This is a genomic window from Sphingobium sp. KKT206 (assembly GCF_055640555.1).
The window spans coordinates 516988-536777 of record NZ_CM145765.1; the positions used below are offsets into that span (position 1 = coordinate 516988).

20 protein-coding genes are annotated in these 19790 nt (G+C 60.3%); 18 read left to right on the forward strand and 2 right to left on the reverse strand.

Translation table 11 applies throughout. From position 1 onward, the window contains the following. The first annotated feature begins 4 nt into the window (after positions 1-4). The 4 genes from ACZ2HM_RS20395 (at position 5) to ACZ2HM_RS20410 (ending at position 7747) form a co-directional block, all read left to right on the forward strand. Positions 5-955 (forward strand): DUF7146 domain-containing protein, encoded by a 951-nt coding sequence (locus tag ACZ2HM_RS20395; RefSeq protein WP_043150397.1) that lies wholly within the window; start codon positions 5-7, stop codon positions 953-955. Further along, positions 952-3015, forward strand: a complete 2064-nt coding sequence (locus tag ACZ2HM_RS20400) for a ParB/RepB/Spo0J family partition protein (RefSeq protein ID WP_043150398.1) — start codon at positions 952-954, stop codon at positions 3013-3015. Before ACZ2HM_RS20395 ends, ACZ2HM_RS20400 begins: the two co-directional genes overlap by 4 nt. Before the next feature lie 267 nt (positions 3016-3282). Then, positions 3283-7455, forward strand: coding sequence for a strawberry notch-like NTP hydrolase domain-containing protein (locus ACZ2HM_RS20405; protein WP_239019105.1), 4173 nt, complete (start codon positions 3283-3285; stop codon positions 7453-7455). 55 nt (positions 7456-7510) lie between these two features. Continuing rightward, positions 7511-7747 carry a hypothetical protein gene (locus ACZ2HM_RS20410; protein ID WP_119750480.1) on the forward strand — a complete coding sequence of 79 codons (237 nt, stop codon included), beginning with the start codon at positions 7511-7513 and terminating at the stop codon, positions 7745-7747. A 109-nt stretch (positions 7748-7856) separates the two neighbouring features. Here ACZ2HM_RS20410 and ACZ2HM_RS20415 read toward each other — a convergent pair whose 3' ends face one another. Then, a complete protein-coding gene (locus ACZ2HM_RS20415) occupies positions 7857-8825 on the reverse strand; it encodes a Ros/MucR family transcriptional regulator (RefSeq protein WP_130754522.1) in 969 nt (322 codons plus the stop codon). A gap of 166 nt (positions 8826-8991) precedes the next feature. On the opposite strand from ACZ2HM_RS20415, the gene ACZ2HM_RS20420 reads away from it, so the two are divergent. From ACZ2HM_RS20420 to ACZ2HM_RS20460, 9 genes are all read left to right on the forward strand, one after another. Then, positions 8992-9495 (forward strand): hypothetical protein, encoded by a 504-nt coding sequence (locus ACZ2HM_RS20420; RefSeq protein WP_119750476.1) that lies wholly within the window; start codon positions 8992-8994, stop codon positions 9493-9495. 123 nt (positions 9496-9618) lie between these two features. Continuing rightward, complete coding sequence (locus ACZ2HM_RS20425) at positions 9619-10815, forward strand: DUF932 domain-containing protein (protein ID WP_130754524.1); 1197 nt, start codon at positions 9619-9621, stop codon at positions 10813-10815. 101 nt (positions 10816-10916) lie between these two features. Then, positions 10917-11129, forward strand: a complete 213-nt coding sequence (locus tag ACZ2HM_RS20430; protein WP_119749441.1) for a hypothetical protein — start codon at positions 10917-10919, stop codon at positions 11127-11129. Between the two features lie 69 nt (positions 11130-11198). Continuing rightward, complete coding sequence (locus ACZ2HM_RS20435; RefSeq protein ID WP_130754526.1) at positions 11199-11603, forward strand: DUF5983 family protein; 405 nt, start codon at positions 11199-11201, stop codon at positions 11601-11603. Positions 11604-11730: 127 nt separating this feature from the next. Beyond that, positions 11731-13398, forward strand: a complete 1668-nt coding sequence (locus tag ACZ2HM_RS20440) for a sensor histidine kinase (RefSeq protein WP_130754528.1) — start codon at positions 11731-11733, stop codon at positions 13396-13398. A 44-nt stretch (positions 13399-13442) separates the two neighbouring features. Beyond that, the gene (locus ACZ2HM_RS20445) at positions 13443-13766 is read left to right on the forward strand and encodes a DUF5983 family protein (protein WP_130754530.1); all 324 of its coding nucleotides are present in this window, start codon (positions 13443-13445) and stop codon (positions 13764-13766) included. Between the two features lie 98 nt (positions 13767-13864). Then, positions 13865-14140, forward strand: a complete 276-nt coding sequence (locus ACZ2HM_RS20450; RefSeq protein WP_470427166.1) for a type II toxin-antitoxin system ParD family antitoxin — start codon at positions 13865-13867, stop codon at positions 14138-14140. Then, the gene (locus ACZ2HM_RS20455) at positions 14140-14427 is read left to right on the forward strand and encodes a type II toxin-antitoxin system RelE/ParE family toxin (protein WP_119749433.1); all 288 of its coding nucleotides are present in this window, start codon (positions 14140-14142) and stop codon (positions 14425-14427) included. The genes ACZ2HM_RS20450 and ACZ2HM_RS20455 overlap by 1 nt, the downstream gene beginning before the upstream one ends. 151 nt (positions 14428-14578) lie before the next feature. Next, the gene (locus tag ACZ2HM_RS20460; RefSeq protein ID WP_119749430.1) at positions 14579-14785 is read left to right on the forward strand and encodes a hypothetical protein; all 207 of its coding nucleotides are present in this window, start codon (positions 14579-14581) and stop codon (positions 14783-14785) included. Between the two features lie 17 nt (positions 14786-14802). Here ACZ2HM_RS20460 and ACZ2HM_RS20465 read toward each other — a convergent pair whose 3' ends face one another. Beyond that, complete coding sequence (locus ACZ2HM_RS20465; protein WP_470427165.1) at positions 14803-16236, reverse strand: DUF6880 family protein; 1434 nt, start codon at positions 16234-16236, stop codon at positions 14803-14805. Between the two features lie 347 nt (positions 16237-16583). Between ACZ2HM_RS20465 and ACZ2HM_RS20470 the strand changes: the two genes are divergently transcribed. The 5 genes from ACZ2HM_RS20470 to ACZ2HM_RS20490 all read left to right on the forward strand — a co-directional run bounded on the left by ACZ2HM_RS20470 (position 16584) and on the right by ACZ2HM_RS20490 (position 19505). Next, the gene (locus tag ACZ2HM_RS20470) at positions 16584-17087 is read left to right on the forward strand and encodes a DUF736 domain-containing protein (protein WP_119749426.1); all 504 of its coding nucleotides are present in this window, start codon (positions 16584-16586) and stop codon (positions 17085-17087) included. 76 nt (positions 17088-17163) lie between these two features. Beyond that, positions 17164-18177 carry a DUF2493 domain-containing protein gene (locus ACZ2HM_RS20475; protein ID WP_313921845.1) on the forward strand — a complete coding sequence of 338 codons (1014 nt, stop codon included), beginning with the start codon at positions 17164-17166 and terminating at the stop codon, positions 18175-18177. Positions 18178-18207: 30 nt separating this feature from the next. Then, on the forward strand, positions 18208-18471 hold the full coding sequence (locus ACZ2HM_RS20480) for a DUF6117 family protein (RefSeq protein ID WP_313921846.1): 264 nt from the start codon (positions 18208-18210) through the stop codon (positions 18469-18471). 158 nt (positions 18472-18629) lie between these two features. Further along, positions 18630-19118 (forward strand): DUF6878 family protein, encoded by a 489-nt coding sequence (locus ACZ2HM_RS20485; protein ID WP_313921847.1) that lies wholly within the window; start codon positions 18630-18632, stop codon positions 19116-19118. Between the two features lie 12 nt (positions 19119-19130). Next, positions 19131-19505: a DUF6915 family protein gene (locus tag ACZ2HM_RS20490; RefSeq protein WP_130754541.1), complete on the forward strand. Its 375-nt coding sequence runs from the start codon at positions 19131-19133 to the stop codon at positions 19503-19505. Positions 19506-19790 lie beyond the last annotated feature (285 nt).

Consider the following 19790-nt stretch of genomic DNA (forward strand, 5'->3'; position numbering starts at 1 on the left):
CGCAATGACGGTTCCCATCGACCGGCTTGTCATGGAAGCGCGCGCAAAGCTGCTGGTCAACCGTCTGGGCGGCCGCTGGGCCTCGTCTGGCGGCCTGTGCCTTTGCCCGGCCCATGACGATCATCATCCCAGCCTTTCTGTCCGACTGGGCAAGACAGCTCTGCTCTTCAAATGCTTTGCAGGCTGCCATGCCCGCGATGTGCTGCGCGCAATCGCACGGATCGACCATCAGGCGCTGACAGCTTGTCATGAGCCAGGTCATTCGACGCGCGATTTTCAATCCGGTTTCCGCAGCCAGGCGAGGGACATCTGGCATGCGAGCCGACCGATCGCTGACACGCCGGCACAGGACTATCTGCAGTCTCGTTCCATCACCAATCTGGGAGAATGGCTGCGCTTTCATCCGCGAACGCCCTTGCGAACCGACACGGGGCTTGAGTTTCGCCCTGCCATGATTGCTGCTGTGCGCGACAGAGAAGAAATTGTCGCCATCCACCGGACATTCCTTGATCCTCGCTATTCCCGTCTCGCTGCCGACGTACAACCGGCGCGTCGCTTGCTGGGCCGACCCGGCCATGGCGCCGTCATGCTGGCTCCTGCTACCAATATTCTTGGTCTTGCCGAGGGGATCGAGACGGCCCTGTCGGCCATGTCCTTTCTCGAAATTCCGGTCTGGGCCACGCTCGGTAGCGAGCGCTTGCACAGCATTGCCATTCCCGCGTCGGTTAAGCGGCTAATTATCCTGCCCGACAACGATCGTGCGGGCAAAATCGCCGCAATGCGTGCGCTGGCGGCGTATCGCGGCGCCGGCAGGCCAGTCAGGCATATCCGGCCGCCATCAGGCTATAATGACTGGAACGATGTCCAGCAGGCAAGGGAGGGAGGGGGATTGGATGATGTGGCGCAGGAAGACCCGATGGGCGGGTCTTTGGCGCCTGGAGATCCCAGTCGATGAACCAGCTTCCCATTCTCGTTGCCGCGGCGAACCTCAGCAAGTCGCCATCCAATGTCCGAAAGTCGAGCGATGCTGTCGCCGACGCCCAGCTTGAGGCCAATATCGCGGCCAAGGGCATAAGGCAGAATCTGATCGGCGTGCCGGTTGCGCGCAAGAAAGGCCATTATCGTATCGCCGCGGGCGGACGGCGCCTCGATGCGGTGCATCGTCTCATCGAAAAGGGCGTCTTCGGGCCAGACTATCAGGTGCCGGTGCTGGTCCTGCGCGACGCGAAAGATGCGATCGCCACCAGCCTGGAGGAAAATTTCTTCAAGCTCAGCATGAACCCAGCGGACACCTGCCGGGCTTTCCAGGATATTGTCGAAACCGAAGGCAAGACCCCGGCCGAGATCGCCAAACGTTTTGGCCTGACCGAGCGCTTCGTACTGGGACGGCTGCGCCTTGCGGATCTGGCACCCTGCATTTTTGACGCCCTGCGCGACGGCGAGATCAGCCTTGAGATTGCCACGGCTTATGCCAGCAGTCCCGATGCCGTGCGCCAGGCGCAGATATTCGAAACTCTGGGGCAGAGCTATTACCGCAATAATCTAAACGAGATCCGGCGCCAGCTTGCCCAAGGCAGCTATAGTGGCAATGATCCTAAAGCCCTGCTTGTCGGTCCCCACGCCTATGTGGCCGCCGGTGGCCGGATCGACAGCGACCTGTTCACCGACGATGCGAGCGAGATGTGGATCGATGGCGACCTGCTCGATCAACTGGCGACCGACAGGCTGGCGCAGGCGGCGCAAGCGATCCGGGAACGGGAAGGCTTTGGCGATGTCCGCATCGTGTCCGGCACTCATATTGCCTATAGCGCAACCTGGGATCTCAAGCCCATTGAGGGCGAACAGCCACCGCTGACGCCAGAGCAGGAACAGCGGCTTGCTGATATCGAAGTGGAACTGGAAGCGTTCGAGAACCCGGTTGAAACCGACGAGACCGAGGAGGAGGTCGAAGCGCGCTATGATCGGCTGAATGCTGAATATGAGGCAATCCGGCAACGGGCACCGATTCTGACCGAGGAGCAAAAGGCGTCCGCACTGGCCTATGTGGTGATCGGTTCCGACGGTCAGCCGCGCGTCCACGAACAGCTTTATCATGTTCCGGCTGAACAGGCCGACGATGCGCAGGATTCGACCGGTGATGATGATGAAGTCGATGCGGATGCGGATCGCGCGCCAGCACAGGTGGTGCCGGGCCAGCCAAAGATCAGCCAGCGCCTTGCCGATGAGCTCGCTGAAATGAAGGCTGAACTTCTGCGCGTCCATATCGCCAGCGATCCGCGGTTCGCGCTCGATCTCGCCACTTTCTGCATGGCTGACGCGGCAACGCGCACCTATGGCAGCGCGGAACGGGCCACCGACCTGCGCGCCAATGCCCCCGCATCGCCGCTTCATGGCTATGAGAGCGATACGCCTGCCGCCGACCAGTGGCTCAAGCTGGAAAAAGATCTTGATCGATGCTGGATCAATCATGCCGATGTGCGGACACGCTATGACGCCTTTTGCGCTTTGAGCCAGGAGGCACGGGCTGCCTGGTTCAGCTGGGCAATTGCCCGGACGGTCCAGGCGGTGCCTGCCGGGCGGACCGGCAGCGTGTTTCTCGACCATCTGGGGGTCAAGTGCGGGATCGATGTTACGGCCTGGTGGCGACCGACCGCGCGCAACTATTTCGACCGGGTCAGCAAGGCGATGATCCTCCAGGCGTTCGAAACGGTCGGCGGCCTAGAGCTGAGTTCCCGCTACGCGGCGTCGAAGAAGCATGATCTTGCGCTCTCGGCCGAGCGACTGTTCAGCGGCGATCTCATCGTCGAGGCAGAGGTCAAGGAACGCGCGCTGCAATGGTTGCCGGACGCCATGCGCTTTGTGCCGGTTGGTGAAGCTGAAGCCAGTCTCACCGGAGATGGCGATGCCGATTGTGGCGTCGGGCGGGTCAGTGTCGATGGGGATGCTGCGGCGGAAGCGCTGGCTGAGGCACCTGACGAAGATTCTGGAGAGGACCGCGTCGCGCAGGCGGCCTGAGCCTGGGGTATAATGCTGGGGACCATGATGTGTCGTCATGGTCCCTTTTTCTGTCCGCCGTCCTGGGAGGGAAGGGGAGCGGACGAGGCGTGGACCGATCGGGTCCGAGGCCTGGAGATATTTATGACTCTTCCTTTGTTCGCTACGCAGCAGCCTGATCCCGTCGCAACGCGTTCACGCGCGCAACGCCTATTCGATGTCGCGACAATACTCGCCGACAATCTGACGCAATCGCAAATACCGACCCGACATGCCCTACGAAAGCTGATGACAGCCAGCTTTGGCGCGAGCGATGCACAAGGCGCATGGTCGATGCGCCAGGCCTATGACGCGCTTGAAATCGCCCTGATACTGTTCCTGCGGCGGGGGAATAGTGGCATCGCCAGATCCGGAGATCCGACTGCCTGTTACGCCGCTTTGCGCCGTCTTGAAACCAGCCTGCCCACGCACAGCTATCGCAGCGAACAGCAGATCGCGATGCAGCAGTTCAGCACGCCGCTGACCCTCGCATGGCTGGCGGTCCAGGCAGCACGCCTTGGGCCAGAGGATCATATTCTCGAACCATCGGCAGGCACGGGAATGTTGCTCGGATCCATTCCGCCTGGACGCTGCACCTTCACGCTCAATGAACGCGATCCCGACCGCGCGGCGCTGCTCACGCTTGCCATCGGGCAGGCTGTCACCTGCCATGACGCGGAATATATCCATGATCTGTTGCCCCTGGGCAATGACCCTTCTGTGGTCCTGATCAATCCGCCCTTCGGTCGCAGCGAGGGACGCGGCAATGACCGGCAGGCCGGGGTGCGGCATTTGCGCTCGGCCTTGCTACGACTGCGCCAGCACGGTCGCTGTGTCGCCATCATGCCACCTGGCTTTGCTGCTGATGGCAGCGGCGCAAAAGCCTATGCGACGATCGCGCAATTGATCCCGCCTCGCGTTGAAATCACCATCCTGGGCAGCCCCTTTGCCAAACATGGCACCGGTATCGCTGTACGACTGCTGTTATTCGACAAGGGATGGCATGGTCAGGGACAAAGTCATGTCGCCGATAATCTGGACGCAGCGCTTGATCTCGTCCTGGCATTGCCTGACCGGCTCGATCCACCTGCCTTGTTGCCACCCCCGCCGTTGCCAAAGCCACCAAGTCCTGCCGTCGCGTTCCATCTCCCTCGGCCAAAGGCAAAGGATGAGGCGGCATCGCTGTTTCGCACTTTGTCCGCCACGCCACTCGCCGCGCCGGCGCGTATAGCAGCAAACAATGCCAATGCTGTTCCGCTTTCCTACGCCGTACGCGACACGCCTCTGCCGGTAGGCGACCCTGTTGGCATCTATGCGCCCTGGCGGCTTGCGCGGATTGCGATCGAAGGCGCGACACCCCATCCCGACAAGCTGGTGGAATCCCTGGCCATGGGATCAGTATTGCCGCCCGTACCGCGCTGGCAGCCATTATTACAACCAAGGGCGCTCGCTGCCCTGTCCGAGGCGCAACTGGAAACCATCATCCATGCAGGCGAAGCCTTTTCACGCGATCTGCCCGGTATGTTCACGCCCAATGCAGCAGGGGATCAACTCCATGAAGATCCCGCAGGGCGCGCCTATCGGACGGGCTATTTCATTGGCGATGGCACAGGCGTTGGCAAGGGCCGGGAAGGGGCGGGCCTGATCCTTGACCAGTGGAACAGGGGTAATCGCCGTGCCATCTGGATTTCGCGCAGTGCTGCCCTGCTCGAAGACGCCCGAAGGGACTGGAGCGCCCTTGGCGGCCTGCCGATCGATATCCAGCCGCTCGATGCCTTCCCGCTCGGTGAGCCGATCACCATGACGTCTGGCATTCTCTTCCTCACCTATGCAACGCTGCGCTCGGTCCGTCAGGACAATTTCTCACGCCTGCAGCAGATATTGGTCTGGACCGATGCTGAATTTGAGGGCGTCATCCTGTTTGATGAATCCCACGCGATGGGCAACGCTGCAGGCACGCAAGGCGATTTTGGAACGGCGAAGGGGTCAGAGCAAGGCCTGGCGGGCGTTCGCCTCCAAAATGCCCTGGCCCGCGCGCGGATAGCCTATGTGTCCGCGACGGGTGCCACCAAGCCTGAAAACCTCAGCTATGCCTCGCGCCTTGGCCTGTGGGGGCCGGGCACAGGCTTCACCGACCGCAATGCTTTCATGGCGGCGATGGACGGGGGCGGGATCGCCGCGATGGAGATCGTGGCGCGCGATCTCAAAGCCACCGGCCTCTACACCGCGCGGGCGCTCAGCTTTGCCGGGGTGGAATATGATCCGCTCGAACATCGATTGAGCCCTGACCAGATCGCCATCTATGATGCCTTCGCGGATGGGTGGGCGGTGATCCATGCCAATCTGCACAAGATATTGGGCGCGTCCGGCGTCGTCGATGCCATGTCAGGACAGACGCTGAACGGCCAGGCTAAAGGCGCGGCGCTCAGTCGATTTGAAAGTGCCAAGCAGCGCTTCTTCTCGCAATTGTTGATTGCGATGAAGGTGCCGAGCCTGATCAAGGCCATAGAGGCAGAGATAGCCGTCGGCCATGTTGCTGTCGTGCAACTCGTCACGACAGCCGAAGCGATATTGGAACGCCGTCTTGCCGACTTATGTGCGGAAGATCGTGCCAGATTAAATCTTGACCTGTCGCCGCTTCAAACCCTGATTGATTATCTCACATCGGCCTTTCCCACCCGGCAGATGCGGGTGTACCGCGCCAGCGACGGCGAACTACGCTCTGAACCGATGATCGATGCCGACGGGCAGCCCGTTCATTGCCAGGAAGCGCTCAATGCGCGCGACACGATGATCGAGGATCTGTGCGCGCTCCCTCCCATCCCTGCTCCCCTGGACGCGCTCATCGCGCATTTTGGTGCGGACAAGGTCGCCGAGGTTACCGGGCGCTCACGCCGGATCGTCGTTGATAGCAGCGGGCGGCAGCAGGTCGAGCGGCGCGGCACACATGCCAATATCAGCGAAACACGGGCGTTTATGGAAGGGGTCAAGCCCATATTGATATTCAGCGACGCTGGATCCACCGGGCGCTCCTACCATGCCGATCTTGCCAGCAAAAGCGCAGACAAACGCCGCATCCATTTCCTGCTCGAACCGGGTTGGCGTGCCGACGTCGCGATCCAGGGGCTTGGGCGCACCCATCGTACCAACCAGGCCTGCCCCCCGGTGTTCCGGCCTGTGACCACCAACTGCAAGGGCGAACGCCGCTTCATCAGCACGATTGCGCGAAGGCTGGACGGCCTTGGTGCCCTAACTCGCGGACAACGGCAGACGGGCGGCCAAAATATGTTCGATCCGGCCGACAATCTTGAAAGCGACTATGCGCGTGAAGCGCTTGGGCAATGGTATCGGCTGCTTTTCGCAGGCAAGCTTTCCAGCGTGACGATGGGCGACTTCGTCACACTGACTGGTCTCAAGCTCGTCGATGAGGGCGGTAACCTGCTTGAAACCCTCCCGCCCATCCAGCGCTGGCTTAATCGCATCCTGGCGCTGCGGATCGCGATCCAGAATGCAATCTTTGAGGAATATATGGGTCTCATTGAGGCGAGGGTGGACGCCGCTCGTGCGGCGGGCACGCTTGACCTTGGCGTCGAGACTATTCGCGCCGAGCGGATCGAGACTTTGTCTGAGCAGATTTTGCGCACAGATCCGGTGACCGGCGCGCAGACCTGTCTGTTGCGCCTTGAGCTTCACATCCAGCCCCGCGTCACCACATGGCACATACTGAACCAACGGTATCAGGGCATGGACGACATGGCCTGGTTGCGCAACAGCCGCTCCGGGCGCGTCGCCTTGCAATTGCCCTCCTGGTCGATCACCGATGAAGAAGGGCGACCCATTCCCATGTGCCAGCTTGTCCGGCCCACCGGATCGACGCGGATCGATCGGGCATCGCTCGTACATAGTCACTGGGCCTGCATCGATGCCGAGACATTCAAGACTGTCTGGGACGAGGAGGTGGCCGCCGCAGAAGGACGGCTTGACGTCGAGACCATCTGGGTCGCGATGGGCCTTCTTCTGCCTGTCTGGAACAGGCTACCACAGGACGATGTGCGCGTGTGGCGTATCGATAATGGCGCGGGCACATCCATTTTGGGCCGGATCATTCGTCCGGGCGCGGTTGAAAAACTGCAAGCGGCCTTTGGACTGGAACAGGGCATAAGGCTCGGTGCCAGAGACCTGCTTACTGCCGTAAAAGCTGGGGACGACGTCGCCATACCGGGTCTTGGCAAAGCGCGTCTCGCCTCAGTTCTCGTCAACAGTGCCCGTCGCCTTGAAATCCGCGACTATGATACTGGTGACCGCGCCTGGCTGAAAGCGCGCGGTGTGTTCAGCGAGATCATCCAGTATCGCACGCGGCTTTTCATTCCCGTCGACAGGGCTGTCGAAATACTCGACGCGATCATCGCGGAGCGACGCTGAGACGGCAATGTGTGACATGGTAATGCCGTATCCGCTTATCTGACAAGGGAAACTTATGTTCAATCCGTTTCAGCGTACATGCGCCGACGCCTATTGCGAGGGTGACTTCGCCCATGTCGAAGATATCGAGCAGGTTCGCGCAGTTAGCGATACGCTCTTCACATTTCTGATGATTGAGTTGGGTACCCCCGAGGATTGCGACACGCGCGAAGAAGCACTGCGCAGAATGGCGATGGCGATTGGAAACATCCAGGATTTTGCCGCTGCGATTGAAAAGATGCAGACAGCCTGAGTATCTGGACTTGTAGTTAGTAATCCTGAGGTCAGACATTGGCCGCCGAAGCTCATGGAACCCAAGCACCCCGGCGGCTGTCCTGCTTATCTCAATGTCTCGGACCAGGTCAGCTTTCCGCCGTTTTCGGCGCGGACTGTACGTCGGGCGTTTTGATACCGAGGGTCTTGCGAGAAGATTTTACGGTTTTTGCAGAGCGAGCTTTAGGTGCGGGTTCCGCTGGCGTCTTTTTCGCGGTGACGCTCGATTGACGTTTCGCTTTCGCAGGCTTCGAGGCTTTGACGGTGTCAACCGGAGGGGCGATCGCATCAATAGATGTCGCCGATATGCTGACTTTGGAAGGCGTTTTTCGCGCAGGCTTGGCGACGGGCTGGTCTCCTGCTGCCTTCACCTTGCGCGATGCCTTGGGTGGTAAAATGTCGGCAGATGTCGCTATGGCGTCTTTTGGAGCGCCGGTTGCGGACATCTTCTCATCGGTGGTTGATGCTATGGGCGCAGATACAGCCTTGCTTGTGGGCCTTGCCCGGCTTGTTGCGACCGTCGTCTTAGGCGTCTTTACCTTCCGCCCCTTGCCCGTCACAGGCGCAGACACTTGTTCGGTAGGGACATTTGCGATGGTCGGCTCGCTCGTTGCCGGCGACACATTAGCAGCGCTCGCAGCGGCGGCTTTTGCAGCAGTTCCACGCTGTCCAAGGCCGAGCCGTTGCGCGACTTCCCGGCGCTGCTCGGAATAGGCCGGTGCAACCATGGGATAGGTTGACGCAAGACCATAGCGCTCACGATATTGCGCTGGCTTAAGGCCGTGCGAGGCCAGATGCCGCTTGAGCGTTTTGTAAGGCCGGCCATCGATGAGGCTGATGAGATGCTCGCGGGAGGCGAGACTTTTGCGAACACTGACCGCAGGCGTGTATTCCAGCACGGGCTCTGCTTCCACTGCGGATGTTTGCGCCACCAGCGCTGCACGTGTCGACTGGATCAACCCTGCCAGATCGGCGCTTGGCACCATATTATTGGTGACATAGGCGCTGAGCAACTGAACGGTCAGAACCGTATAGTCGGGCTGGTCGGCATCGGTCATGGGAATATCCTGTCCAAGACATGGTGAGAATGTCGGCGCTGCAGGAGCCGCGGCTCAAAAACAGGAGTTTAGCCATCCGGGCCGTGATTTGTCAAAGGGGAGGGGGAGCCATGTCTGTGCAGGCAAACAGCTTGGGCAGGTAAACCGGTACAGGAGCTTATGGACAATGGCGGACATATATATTCAGGGGAGTTTTGCGTTCATATGTCATGTGGAAGAGGCCGAAACATTGGGCCAAGCCTGGTACGCCGTAATGTCGTTGCGCGATGACGTCGAGCCAGACGCGCCCTCCGCCGCACTCACTACATTGTTTCCCCCTCTTGATGAAGGCGATCCATGGTCAGGCCTGCTCACCATTTTCGACAATCCCGATTTCCCCGACTTTGGTGCTGATCTCCAGATCGACGTCGATCGCGATAATCGGGACATGCGAATAGTGGTGATTTGCGGGATGACGGATTTTCAGCCTGCGCCGATTGCAAAGCTGATCCAGCGCTGCTGTGCCCAAAGCCTGGCACAGGCACCGATCGGCTTTGAATGGGCGGAAGTCTGTTCCAGACCGCGCGTCGGACATTTCCGCGGCGGGTGGTGCGCCATTTTTCCTGATCGCCTCGAATTTGAAAGCACCCTTCACGCCTTGTCAGCCGCACTGAGCGGTGCTGTGATCTGAACGGTGACACGCTGTTTGTGGGACACAGGACCCTGGCCAGACATGCGGAGGGGAGGGGGGAAGGGATTTGCGAGGATCAGTGGCGCTGCCCTGGCTTCATGACTCTTATGAGGAGAGCCTCTCATGTCCAGTCTTGCAATCCCGGTCGACAGTGCGCCGGTAACGGGTGCCTATCGCGTCGATATTTCCCGCGGCCATAATGTCAGCCGTGTCTCGTCAGAATGGTTTTCGCGGCCCGATGACGAGAAATTCCTGTCGCTGACAGACCTTTACGACCATGTCCGCACGCGGGCCGAGCGAGCGACGACGCGGATCGTCGAAAGCCGATCGCTCCGGGTCGAAGCGCGTGCCGATAATCCGGAACGCCTGACCCTATTCGTGCCGGGCGAGGATATGCCCATCGCGCCCACCAACTGGTCCTTTGGCCAGCTCTCCAGCCTGGTCGGTGCACCCGCTTCCTATCTGCGCTCGCTGCCCGCAGCGCTTGCCGGCATCAATCTCCAGCATGGCCTGCTCTCCCATCGCGGCGAACAGGTGAAGCTGCTTCAGACGCAAAATGGCCGCGCTGAATTACGCGCGGTTACAGGTCCTGATTATGGACGCATCTGGGATCATGAGCTGGTCGCCGCGGTCATGAAGATCGCGGGCGACGGTGTGGGCGATACGCGCTGGAAAGTGCCCGGCGTCCTTGACTGGTCTTCGATGCACTATAACCCCTTTGTCGATGTATCCCGCGACACAACGACGCTCTATGCGTCCGATCGCGATGTCTTCCTCTTCCTTGTGGATGATACCCACCCGATTGAGGCCGGACGCCTTGCCAATGGCGATCCGGACCTGTTTTTCCGCGGTTTTTACTGCTGGAATTCTGAAGTCGGGTCAAAGACGCTGGGCATTGCCACTTTCTACCTGCGCGCCGTCTGCATGAATCGCAATCTGTGGGGTGTCGAGAATTTCGAGGAAATCTCGATCCGCCACTCAAAGTTTGCCGCCAATCGCTTCGCCCATGAAGCCGCGCCTGCACTTGAAAACTTCGCTGATTCCTCCGCCAGCGGCTTCATCCGGGGCATTCGCGCTGCGCGCGAGCGTATTGTCGCCCGCACCGACGAAGATCGCCAGACATTCCTGCGCGGTCAGGGTTTTTCCAAGGCCGAAACCGGCAAGATCATCGCCACCGTGCTGGCCGAAGAAGGTCATCCGCCTGCCAGCATTTTCGACTTTGTCCAGGGCATCACCGCCCATGCCCGGTCCAAATCCAATCAGGACAGCCGTCTCGACGTTGAGACGAAGGGACGCAGGCTTCTCGAACGGGCGCATTGACCCCGGCTGGCCCCGGCACCGCGTCGCCCAATCTCCCATTCGCACATCAGTGACGGTCGTTGAAAGGCGACAATCACGCTCGCCCTTGAAAGGACGCCATCATGCGGACCTCGTCCCAGCATTCGCTCCAAAGCTTTCGCGTCGATATCCACTTCTTCAGCGGAAACGACCTCTATGCCTGTGAAACCTACCGGATCGATGCGCCAGACTGGTATCGTGCCGAGCAGCAGGCGCTGCAATTGTCGGGCGAGAGCGCTTACGACAATGGTCGGGTGCCCGATCTTCGGCGCACGGCGACATCATCGCTGGCCTGACCGTGCGTCTACCGCGCCATGTCGCCGCGCAGACACATCTCCTACACCATATATTTCAGGAGTTTTCCTATGCCTTCCTCTGCAAAGCGCGGCCTTGCCTCGCTATTGGCGGGATCGTCGATGCCGGCCCGCACCCATCCTGAATTGCGCAGCCGACCTGCAGAACAGTCGCCTACGCCCGCAATTGGCGTGATCGGCAAATATCAGCTGCTTTCCACCGCGCATCTTTCGATGAACACGGCGCTGTTGCTTGATAGCTGGTGCAATGGCCACGCCCATGAAGCGCCAACCACGGTGGCGCGCAACGCCCATGGCTGGTTTCTGTCGACCCGCTCTATGTCAGCCGATTGCGAGCGCGCCCTGCCTGCCGATCTGATGGCTGCCATCCTCTTTGCGCGGCGGCGCGGCATCGATCTGCTGCATTTCGACTGCGATGGCCCAACGCTGCCGCAATTGCTCGTGCATGACTGGTGAACATGAAGCGCGCCGACGGCAAATCGCTTTGCACAGATCGGCCTGGCAGCGGCGGATTTTCGATCGGAGGGGAGGGGGACGTTGAGAAGGGGCGGAAAATGACCGCCTGTCCAAGGAGACATAGATCATGGCGTTACCTCTTACGATCACCCCACAGGTGGGCGCGTCCCTCATCACGCGCGTCACGCGTCTGTTCAATGGTACGATCCACGATGTGCTGAACGAGCTGCTGCAAAACAGCCGCCGCGCTGGCGCCAGCGCTGTAACTCTGGATCTTGAAGGCTCCGATGGTGCCCCTATCCTTGTCGTGAGTGATGACGGTTCGGGCATCGATGACCCGGTTGCGCTGCTGACTCTTGGCTATTCAGGCTGGAATGATGCAGTTGCCCACCGCGAGGATCCGGCCGGCATGGGCATGTTCAGTCTTGCAGGACGTCATGTTGAAGTACGATCCTGGTCGCGCAGCGCGGGCAGGGGCTGGATGGTCGAGATCCCCGAACAAGGCTGGCAGAGCCCAGAGCCGCTCGCGATCCAGCCCTGCGTCATAACCGGCGGTACGCAGTTGCGCATCGCCTTGCCGGACGCATGGACCAAGAATTTGCTTGCCGCCGCCCGCAACGCCGCACGCTATTTTCCGCTGCCGGTAACTTTGTCGGGCACGCCTCTGCCACGCGAGGATTTCCTCGCCGAGGCTGTTCGGGTCGAAACCTGGCAGGGCTGCCGCATCGGCATTTTCAGCTGGCGCGGCTACCAGCCGGTCGACATGGCCCGCATTAATTTTCACGGTGTCACCGTGCCTTGCGATTTGCCGTTCGTGTCGGAGGTGGGCAAAATCGACAAATGGTGCGTGAAGGTCGACATTATCGACGCGCCCGATCTGCAACTGGTTCTGCCTACGCGCAAGGAAATGGTCCGTAATGCAGGGCTCGACGCGCTCAAGATCGCTGCAGAAGCCGCTATCTATCGGATGATCTGCGACAGTGGCGACCATCGACTGGGCTTTACGGAATGGAAGCGCGCCAGGGCATTGGGCATCATGCTACCGCATGCAGCGCCCTGGCTTCCATGCTGGGCGCCGATGACCGCCGACAGCATGGGGTGCGATCAGGGCGAACCCATATCGTCGCCTGATATGCTGGTCGTGCCCGCATTGGAGATAGACCTTCAGCAAGGCGCTGCGCCGATATTGAATGCGCCGGACAAGCTCGGCATGCGCACGGTGCGGATCGCGCCGGAATTTTCCGGCTATGACTGGTATGACAGGCTGCCCCGCCTGCAGACTCTTGCCTTTGTGATCGAACAAAATGGTCTCGAACATATGTATGAGGCCGACACCGAACTAGATCCGTCCTGCACATCGGGACGGGCCGACGCAATCACGCTCGAACTGGGGATCGCCAGTTGCGCATTGCCTGGTGCGACGCTTACGAAGCGATGCTTCCCGCTTGAACTGCTGGTGTGTCGCAATGAAGGCTATGATCTCGAGGATGCGATCATCCTTATTGGGAGCAATGCCGTCGTTTCACCCGATGATCTGGCCTGGCAAATGGAGCAGAGCCTTTTTAGGGCATCGGATGGCAGCGATTGCGACAGCTGGGAAACCCAGCAGGACAATTTTCAGCGAAGCGCGCGTAACTACGCCTATGCGTTGCTGCTGAGCGAGGAGGAGGCTCTGCTGCGGCAAATCCGCGACAGGCTTACCGACAAGGTGCAATGGCTGATACCGCCGGACCGCACTCTCACGGTTACAGCGACCCGTACGGGCGTCGAACTGACATTGGAACCGGCGCCATGACGCCTTCGCACCCTCCAAAAATTCCTGCTCTGGGGAGGCTTGATATGCGACGATCCGCGATGTTTACCCTGTCCACCATGCATATTCCGCTCGCCGAGCGACAGAAGATCGAAAAGCTGATCAGGGCAGCGCCGCGCGATGATGACGGCCGATTGCATGTCGCGCATAATGATCTGGTTATCGAACCCCATCTCTACGGATTCTTCGTTCATTGCGGCATCGCGGCCTGCCAGGCCGCCGATCCGCCGGACATCTCGCCTCAACTCTGGGCGTTGCTTTCGGCAGCCAATGCGGACGGAGCGTCCTGGCTGCTGTTCGACCGGGATGAACCACCATCCTCTTGCTGGCCGACGTTCGATGCAGGTTGAGGGAGCACTTCGCCTCTCGTCACCTGCTTGTCAGCATTCTGTCGAGCGCGGCTCTTGCAGAATTATATCATAAAATGATATCTAGGTCGGAAAGGAGTATGACTATGCCATCCAGCTTCACCTTAGGAACCCATTTCGAGGGCTTCATCAAGCAACAGGTGAACACCGGTCGTTATGCATCGGCCAGTGAGGTCATTCGCGACAGCCTGCGTCTGCTAGAGGAGCAGGACGCCATGCGACAGGCGCGGCTTGAGGCGCTACGCGCCGAGATCGATCTGGGTGCGAGCAGCGGGACTGGCATACCTGCGGAGCAAGCCTTCGCAAATGCAAGGGCACGCATTGCTGACATCGCCGCTGCCAACAAGGAGCAGTGATGCATCTTTCGTTTTCACCGGCAGCCGACGCTGATCTGACAGATATTGCCAGTTTCATTGCCCGGGATAATGTTGATCGGGCGTTGACATTCATCGATGAACTCCAAGCGGCTTGCACAAAGCTTCTCGATTTTCCTGGCTCTGGCACGGTGCGTTCCGAGCTTCGCCCGGATCTGCGGTCCAGAGTATATGGCAGTTATGTGATTTTCTACACGCTTGTGCCGGGGAGTGTCCGCATTGAACGCATTCTCCACGGTGCCCGGGATGTGAGCACTATCCTGTCGTAAGACTGATGTGGCATCGCCCGGTCGTGGCGGCCGGTGCTCGCGCATTAAGCTGGACCGACTTCCTTCCTGTCAGGAGTCGAACCGTCATGCCGCATTGATGATGCTGGCTGGTTAGTCATCGGCGCAAAAAGCCCCTGATGGAGAAGTCCCAATGTCCAACACCGATGCTGCGGCATCGCTATCGCCGCGTCGCCAGCGACTGTCCTCGTTCGAAAACTCTTACGCCGTCGCCTTGCAACGCCAGCGGCAGACCGGCGTCAGCCAGTTCATCCTTCGCACGGCGAACCCTCTGCAGCCCTTTCGCACGACCAGTCGTGCGCCCAGGTTTCAGGAATATATTGTCGCGCTGGTCGCTTGAACAGAAATGGGCTGCGATCAGTCCTCCCAAAAACCGCGCTTGCGTCCATGCTGTGCCTGGAGTGCTGCTACATAGGTTTCATGGTCGGGATGATTGCCATAATCATCGATTCTGCGGGCAAGATGCGCGCAGCTTTCCAGATGGCGGGCGGCATGCGGATAGCGTTTGACCCGCGCCCGCTCCAGCGCGAAATCGACCATCGTGCGAAGCGCCAATGTGGCCGCCAGCGGATGGCGGCTTTCCAGTGCTTCGGCAGCATGGTTGAGAAGTTCATTAGGATCGCCATCCAGTTCGTCAGCGCGCGCCAGCATCATAGCTGCCGCGCCCTCGATATCAGGCCAGGCGAGCAGGAAATGCAGGGCGTGGGATAAGGACGGGAAGGCGCGGACATGGGCCAGCGCCTTCTTCTCCGCGTCGAGATCATCAAAATCGGGCAGGCGTTTGAGATAGGCCCGCAGATATTGGGCGTCGAGCGCCGTGACGAACCTATCCCATCGTTCGGCCTGCGCCTCGTCGGTGCGGCCCAGGGAATCGAGGATAGCAATCCGCACCCGGTCCCAATCCGGCCAGTGGCCATCTTTCTGCCTTACGGCCTGCGCGTGCTCGATAGCCGCCATCGCCTCGTCCGTCCGGCCCGCGTCGCCCAAGCGCTCGGCGATCGCCGCGGCGATGGCGGGATTGTCGCGCTGTTCGACGGGATATTGGGCTATGAAAGCATCCACATCACCCAACGCATCGGCAATCTCCAGCAGCGCGGTCTGGACTGTGCGGGCGTGACGCCGGATCTCCATATCATCCTCGTAGATGGCGCCCCCTGATCCATAGCCGATCATAGGTCGTTCAGCTTGCGTCTGTTGCTTTGACGGGCTGCTTGCCATCGCCTCAAACTTGCCTTGGAGCAGTAGCAGTCCCGGCTTCCCGAGAACCGGCGCCATCAGCGTGATGAGCGCGTCGAACTGGCCATAGCCATTGTCGCACACGCTATCGAACACTCTGTCTGCCAGCCGTGCAGTTGGCAGTTTTGCTGCCGCAGCCAGTGGCACAAGGTCAGGCAATGCGGTAGCAAATATCGAACCGATCTGACCGCTGCTATCATCGCAGCGATCAAATACCGGTCTTGCCAGCGCAACCAGTTTCCAGAGCAGATCCAATGCAGTTGCCGGATCATGGGGTGCGACATGATCCATAATTGCTCGCCGCTGTGCCTCTATGTCCGCTGCCAGCAGCTTGACCTTGTGCCAGTCGACAAAGGCTTTCGCTTTGGCGATGGTCGCAATTCGTTTGCCGATTTGGTCGGCAACGTCCCCGCTGCCACTGACGCTGGCCAGCTCCAGCCGCAACCGTCGTTTGGCCTGCGCGTCCCTCGTCACAAGCTCCAGCAGCAATTGCGCCAGGCGCTGCGCGCCCAGCGCTTCGAGGTTGGTCTGATTGAGGGTTTTGGATGAGGCCATGGGCCATTTTTGTCTTGCTGGGACGAGGGACGTCAAGCGTGGAATGATATTGGGACTGGGAATGGGCGGCTGCCCGCGCGGTGCGCGGGCACCGGGCTGGCGGGCTGGCGCCCCAAGCCCCGCTGCGCGGGTCTTGGCCCTGACGGGCGCGCATCCCTGCCGCGTGGGGCGGGGGTATGCGTGGAAAGGAAGCGCGGCGCGGCGTGAAGAATGGGGGCATAGGCGAATGGCAGTGGGTCGCCCCTACCAATGGCGCAGGGGGCGAGGGCAGGATCAGAGGAGAGGAGGATCTGGAAAGATTGTCGCCGGAAATGGGTTTCGAGCGACGATCTGGAAAGGTTAAGTCAATGAACATCGGAGAAGTTCGTATCGTCAATGGTCGTCTGGAAGGCCGTGTCGCCACCCGCACCATCGATCTCCCCCGCATCGGCCTGCGCAAAGTCGATAGCCAGAATCCGCGTGCGCCGGTCTATGAAATCCTCGCGCTTAACGTCGCGCGGCGCTGGGTGCAGGTCGGTGCGCTGTGGGAAGCGGTGGCCAAAAAGTCGGGCGAAATATTCCTCGCCGGCAATATCGATGATCCCAGCCTGCCTGAACCGCTGCCGGTTGCCTTTTTCCCGACCGACAATGGCGGCTATTCGATCGCCTGGCGGCGCGACACGCTGCGCTCGGACTTTGGTGGCACTGGCTTTGGCGCGGCCAATTATGACCGGATGGGTGGCGGTGACGCTGGCTATGATCGGGCAGAAGAGAGCGGCTTTGGCGCTAGCACCGCTGGCATGGACGGGTCGCTGGCCGGTGCCGACGCGGGGTTCGACAGGCAAGCCGACTTTGAACGGCTGAACGGCTGATCATCCGCACTGTGGCCGGGGAAGCATTCGCTTCTCCGGCCATTTTTTTGTCATGCCATCACCCAGGAGACAATCCATGTCCCAGGATAATGCCCGCAGCGTCGACAGCTTTGCTGATCTTAAAACGCTTTATGCCGCCATCACCGCCAGTCCCGATTTTCAGCGGGCCTTTGGCGATCCGATCCCGCTCAGCATCATCGAGCCGGGCGAAAGCCCAAGCGAACATGACATGCCCGAACCGCTTGCCGCGCAGGCCGAATGCGGGGCCGTCATTGCCACCATCTTCGACCTGTTTTCTGGTACGCGGCTCGAACCGCTTGCCGCCGAGATCGCCTGGGGGTTCGTCAACAGCTTCCATTTCGTGGCGTCCAGACTAGAGCGGCGCGAGGACGCGCTGGTCGATGAACTACGCGACATGCTGCGGCGGCCCGATCTTTCCGAAGTCTTCAACAGCGAACTGGAAGAACGGCAGTTGCTGTGCCAATCGACCACCGAGCAGCGCGAAGCGATCGAATGTATGCGCGACTATGCCGCCCATGTGTATAGCGCTCAGTCGGGCTGGCCCTGGTCGCCCTCCCGGGGGACGCGGGCGTCGCCTGCATCCAGCGCCACCCAGATCGCGGTGCAGGATTTCATGCGCGCCCGTGATCTGGCTGCGCGCGAGCGCTATCTGCCCAAAGGCCCGATTGTGGTCGCCTCCGGCCATGCCGACTGGCATGACTGGCAACCGATATGGGACCGGCTCGATCTGGTGCGCAAGCGGGTGCCGCACATGACATTGGTGACAACAGCCCAGCGCAAGGGGTTCGACGCGATCGTCGCGGCCTGGGCCGGTGACCGCGGCGTGCCGCTGGTCGCCTACACCCTGGCGGGGTCAGGTCGTAAAGCGCCCTTCCTGCGCAACCGCAAGATGGTAGAACTGAAACCCGTCGAAGCGGTGCTGGGCGAAGGATCGGGCATTCAGGCCAATCTCTACCAGGTGCTGCGCAAGGCGGGCATTCCAATCCATGCCTTCCGCAAGGCAGATCAGGCCCCGTTAGAGGCCGTGGGCAGGCCTGGCGCTAGGCGCCGGCGCAACGCCGCTGCCTGATCGTTCAATCTACCAAACCGGGGACGGCGCATGAGCGACCGTCCCTTTTTTTGGGAGGCCAATATGGCGATACCTGATGCGTACCGGCGGAATTTTCAAACGCTGCTGCGGGCAGCGGAAGACGGCAATCTTGCGCTGGTGGAATGTACCGATTCCGTGACGGGCGAACCAAAATATGTTCTGTGCGCGGTTGGACGGGATGGAGAGGCTTATATTATGACGCCTTTCGGGCATCTGTGGGAAGGCGATCCCTACCTCGCCTATGTGCCACCGGGAAATCCTGAAACATACTGATCGCAGATCTGAGCGCGTGGCGGGCCGGCGTCTAAGGCGAGTGTCGGGGCATTGCTCTCAGGTGAGCGACTGCAAGCTTACGGCCCCAGGATAGGAGCGGAGGAGGGGGGATGTGGCGCGATGACAGGATCATCGCGTGGCTATGAAGGAGGCTGCGCATGGAAGAAGGATCAGAATGGGGCGATGCGTCTGTGTCGCCTGTGGTGGTAGACGACGTCATGGCCAGGTGGGCGCGCCGGGAGGCGCAGGAGGCCCAGCTTCTGCCGGTGAACAAGACCGGCATATTTGGCGTACTGTCGGCTGCTGGCATGAGCATGGTGCTCATCCGCTTTGATGGATCGGGCGATAGTGGCCAGATCGAAGAGATGGAGGCGCGCGATGCACAGGGCATTAGCCTTCCGATAACCGATGTGCCGGTGAACATGCTGGTACTGCCCTGGGGCGAAGATATCCCTAAATCGCAGACTGTTCCGCTGGGCCAGGCCTTGGAAAATATCACCTATCATTTACTGGGTTCTGCCCATCCGGGCTGGGAAAATGGAGACGGGGCCTTTGGTGAATTTATCTTCGACGTCGCTGCCGGAACGATCCGGCTCGACCATTATGACCGCTATACCGCCACGGAAGAATTTACCCACCATTTCTAAAGGAGGCGCGTCATGGGACATTGCTATCATCATGCGCTTTCGAGCGTACGCAAATGGGGCGGTGAGGCCGAAGATTTCCTGCCGCTTCATCAATGGTTCGATGAGCCTTCAAAACTGATCATCGCCGACTATCGGCACCGAAGCCTGCGCCATCATGCCGAAGGCATTTTCATGGCGGAGCATTTTTTTGGGCCAACGATCACCCTTTCGACAGGCCGCATTGTTCCCGTGCGCCTGATTGCCGAACAGCATGTCATCGAGGATCTGGGATTTATTCCATCCTTTGCCGACTGGGTTCGCGCCATCAAGCCCGAACCATGGATGGGACGAGCGCAGCCTATCCATAGCCTGGTCGATCCCTTTTCCATCACTCCGACGGCGGCCTGAACTTTGGCATATTTGAGCGCGATACCCCTGAAGAGTTCATATTCAAACGGGGCTCGCTGATGGCGTAATATCGCCAGGTCATCCCAGGACCCATTCCCGAATCAGGGGCATCGAGCCCCAGATTCGGGAGCCTCCTCTCTTCTCTCAACTCTTTTTAGTGTGGCACGGGGTCAGCACCGGCCTCAAGGACGGCAGGGCCCCACCATTTTTTCCGGCGGGTCTGACCTGTGTCTGTCGATCCAGCCTTAGTGGCCGCCAGAAAAAATCGTGACCCCCACCGCCGCT

Excerpts from the sequence above, each read along its gene's own strand:
- ACZ2HM_RS20420 (WP_119750476.1), top strand. The coding sequence starts at position 8,992 with ATGGCGGACATATATATTCAGGGGAGTTTTGCGTTCATATGTCATGTG.
- ACZ2HM_RS20475 (WP_313921845.1), top strand. The coding sequence starts at position 17,164 with ATGTCCCAGGATAATGCCCGCAGCGTCGACAGCTTTGCTGATCTTAAA.
- ACZ2HM_RS20455 (WP_119749433.1), top strand. The coding sequence starts at position 14,140 with ATGCATCTTTCGTTTTCACCGGCAGCCGACGCTGATCTGACAGATATT.
- ACZ2HM_RS20470 (WP_119749426.1), top strand. The coding sequence starts at position 16,584 with ATGAACATCGGAGAAGTTCGTATCGTCAATGGTCGTCTGGAAGGCCGT.
- ACZ2HM_RS20415 (WP_130754522.1), bottom strand. The coding sequence starts at position 8,825 with ATGACCGATGCCGACCAGCCCGACTATACGGTTCTGACCGTTCAGTTG.
- ACZ2HM_RS20480 (WP_313921846.1), top strand. The coding sequence starts at position 18,208 with ATGAGCGACCGTCCCTTTTTTTGGGAGGCCAATATGGCGATACCTGAT.
- ACZ2HM_RS20465 (WP_470427165.1), bottom strand. The coding sequence starts at position 16,236 with ATGGCCTCATCCAAAACCCTCAATCAGACCAACCTCGAAGCGCTGGGC.
- ACZ2HM_RS20460 (WP_119749430.1), top strand. The coding sequence starts at position 14,579 with ATGTCCAACACCGATGCTGCGGCATCGCTATCGCCGCGTCGCCAGCGA.
- ACZ2HM_RS20440 (WP_130754528.1), top strand. The coding sequence starts at position 11,731 with ATGGCGTTACCTCTTACGATCACCCCACAGGTGGGCGCGTCCCTCATC.
- ACZ2HM_RS20485 (WP_313921847.1), top strand. The coding sequence starts at position 18,630 with ATGGAAGAAGGATCAGAATGGGGCGATGCGTCTGTGTCGCCTGTGGTG.
- ACZ2HM_RS20405 (WP_239019105.1), top strand. The coding sequence starts at position 3,283 with ATGACAGCCAGCTTTGGCGCGAGCGATGCACAAGGCGCATGGTCGATG.
- ACZ2HM_RS20435 (WP_130754526.1), top strand. The coding sequence starts at position 11,199 with ATGCCTTCCTCTGCAAAGCGCGGCCTTGCCTCGCTATTGGCGGGATCG.
- ACZ2HM_RS20490 (WP_130754541.1), top strand. The coding sequence starts at position 19,131 with ATGGGACATTGCTATCATCATGCGCTTTCGAGCGTACGCAAATGGGGC.
- ACZ2HM_RS20425 (WP_130754524.1), top strand. The coding sequence starts at position 9,619 with ATGTCCAGTCTTGCAATCCCGGTCGACAGTGCGCCGGTAACGGGTGCC.
- ACZ2HM_RS20430 (WP_119749441.1), top strand. The coding sequence starts at position 10,917 with ATGCGGACCTCGTCCCAGCATTCGCTCCAAAGCTTTCGCGTCGATATC.
- ACZ2HM_RS20410 (WP_119750480.1), top strand. The coding sequence starts at position 7,511 with ATGTTCAATCCGTTTCAGCGTACATGCGCCGACGCCTATTGCGAGGGT.
- ACZ2HM_RS20400 (WP_043150398.1), top strand. The coding sequence starts at position 952 with ATGAACCAGCTTCCCATTCTCGTTGCCGCGGCGAACCTCAGCAAGTCG.
- ACZ2HM_RS20445 (WP_130754530.1), top strand. The coding sequence starts at position 13,443 with ATGCGACGATCCGCGATGTTTACCCTGTCCACCATGCATATTCCGCTC.
- ACZ2HM_RS20395 (WP_043150397.1), top strand. The coding sequence starts at position 5 with ATGACGGTTCCCATCGACCGGCTTGTCATGGAAGCGCGCGCAAAGCTG.
- ACZ2HM_RS20450 (WP_470427166.1), top strand. The coding sequence starts at position 13,865 with ATGACTATGCCATCCAGCTTCACCTTAGGAACCCATTTCGAGGGCTTC.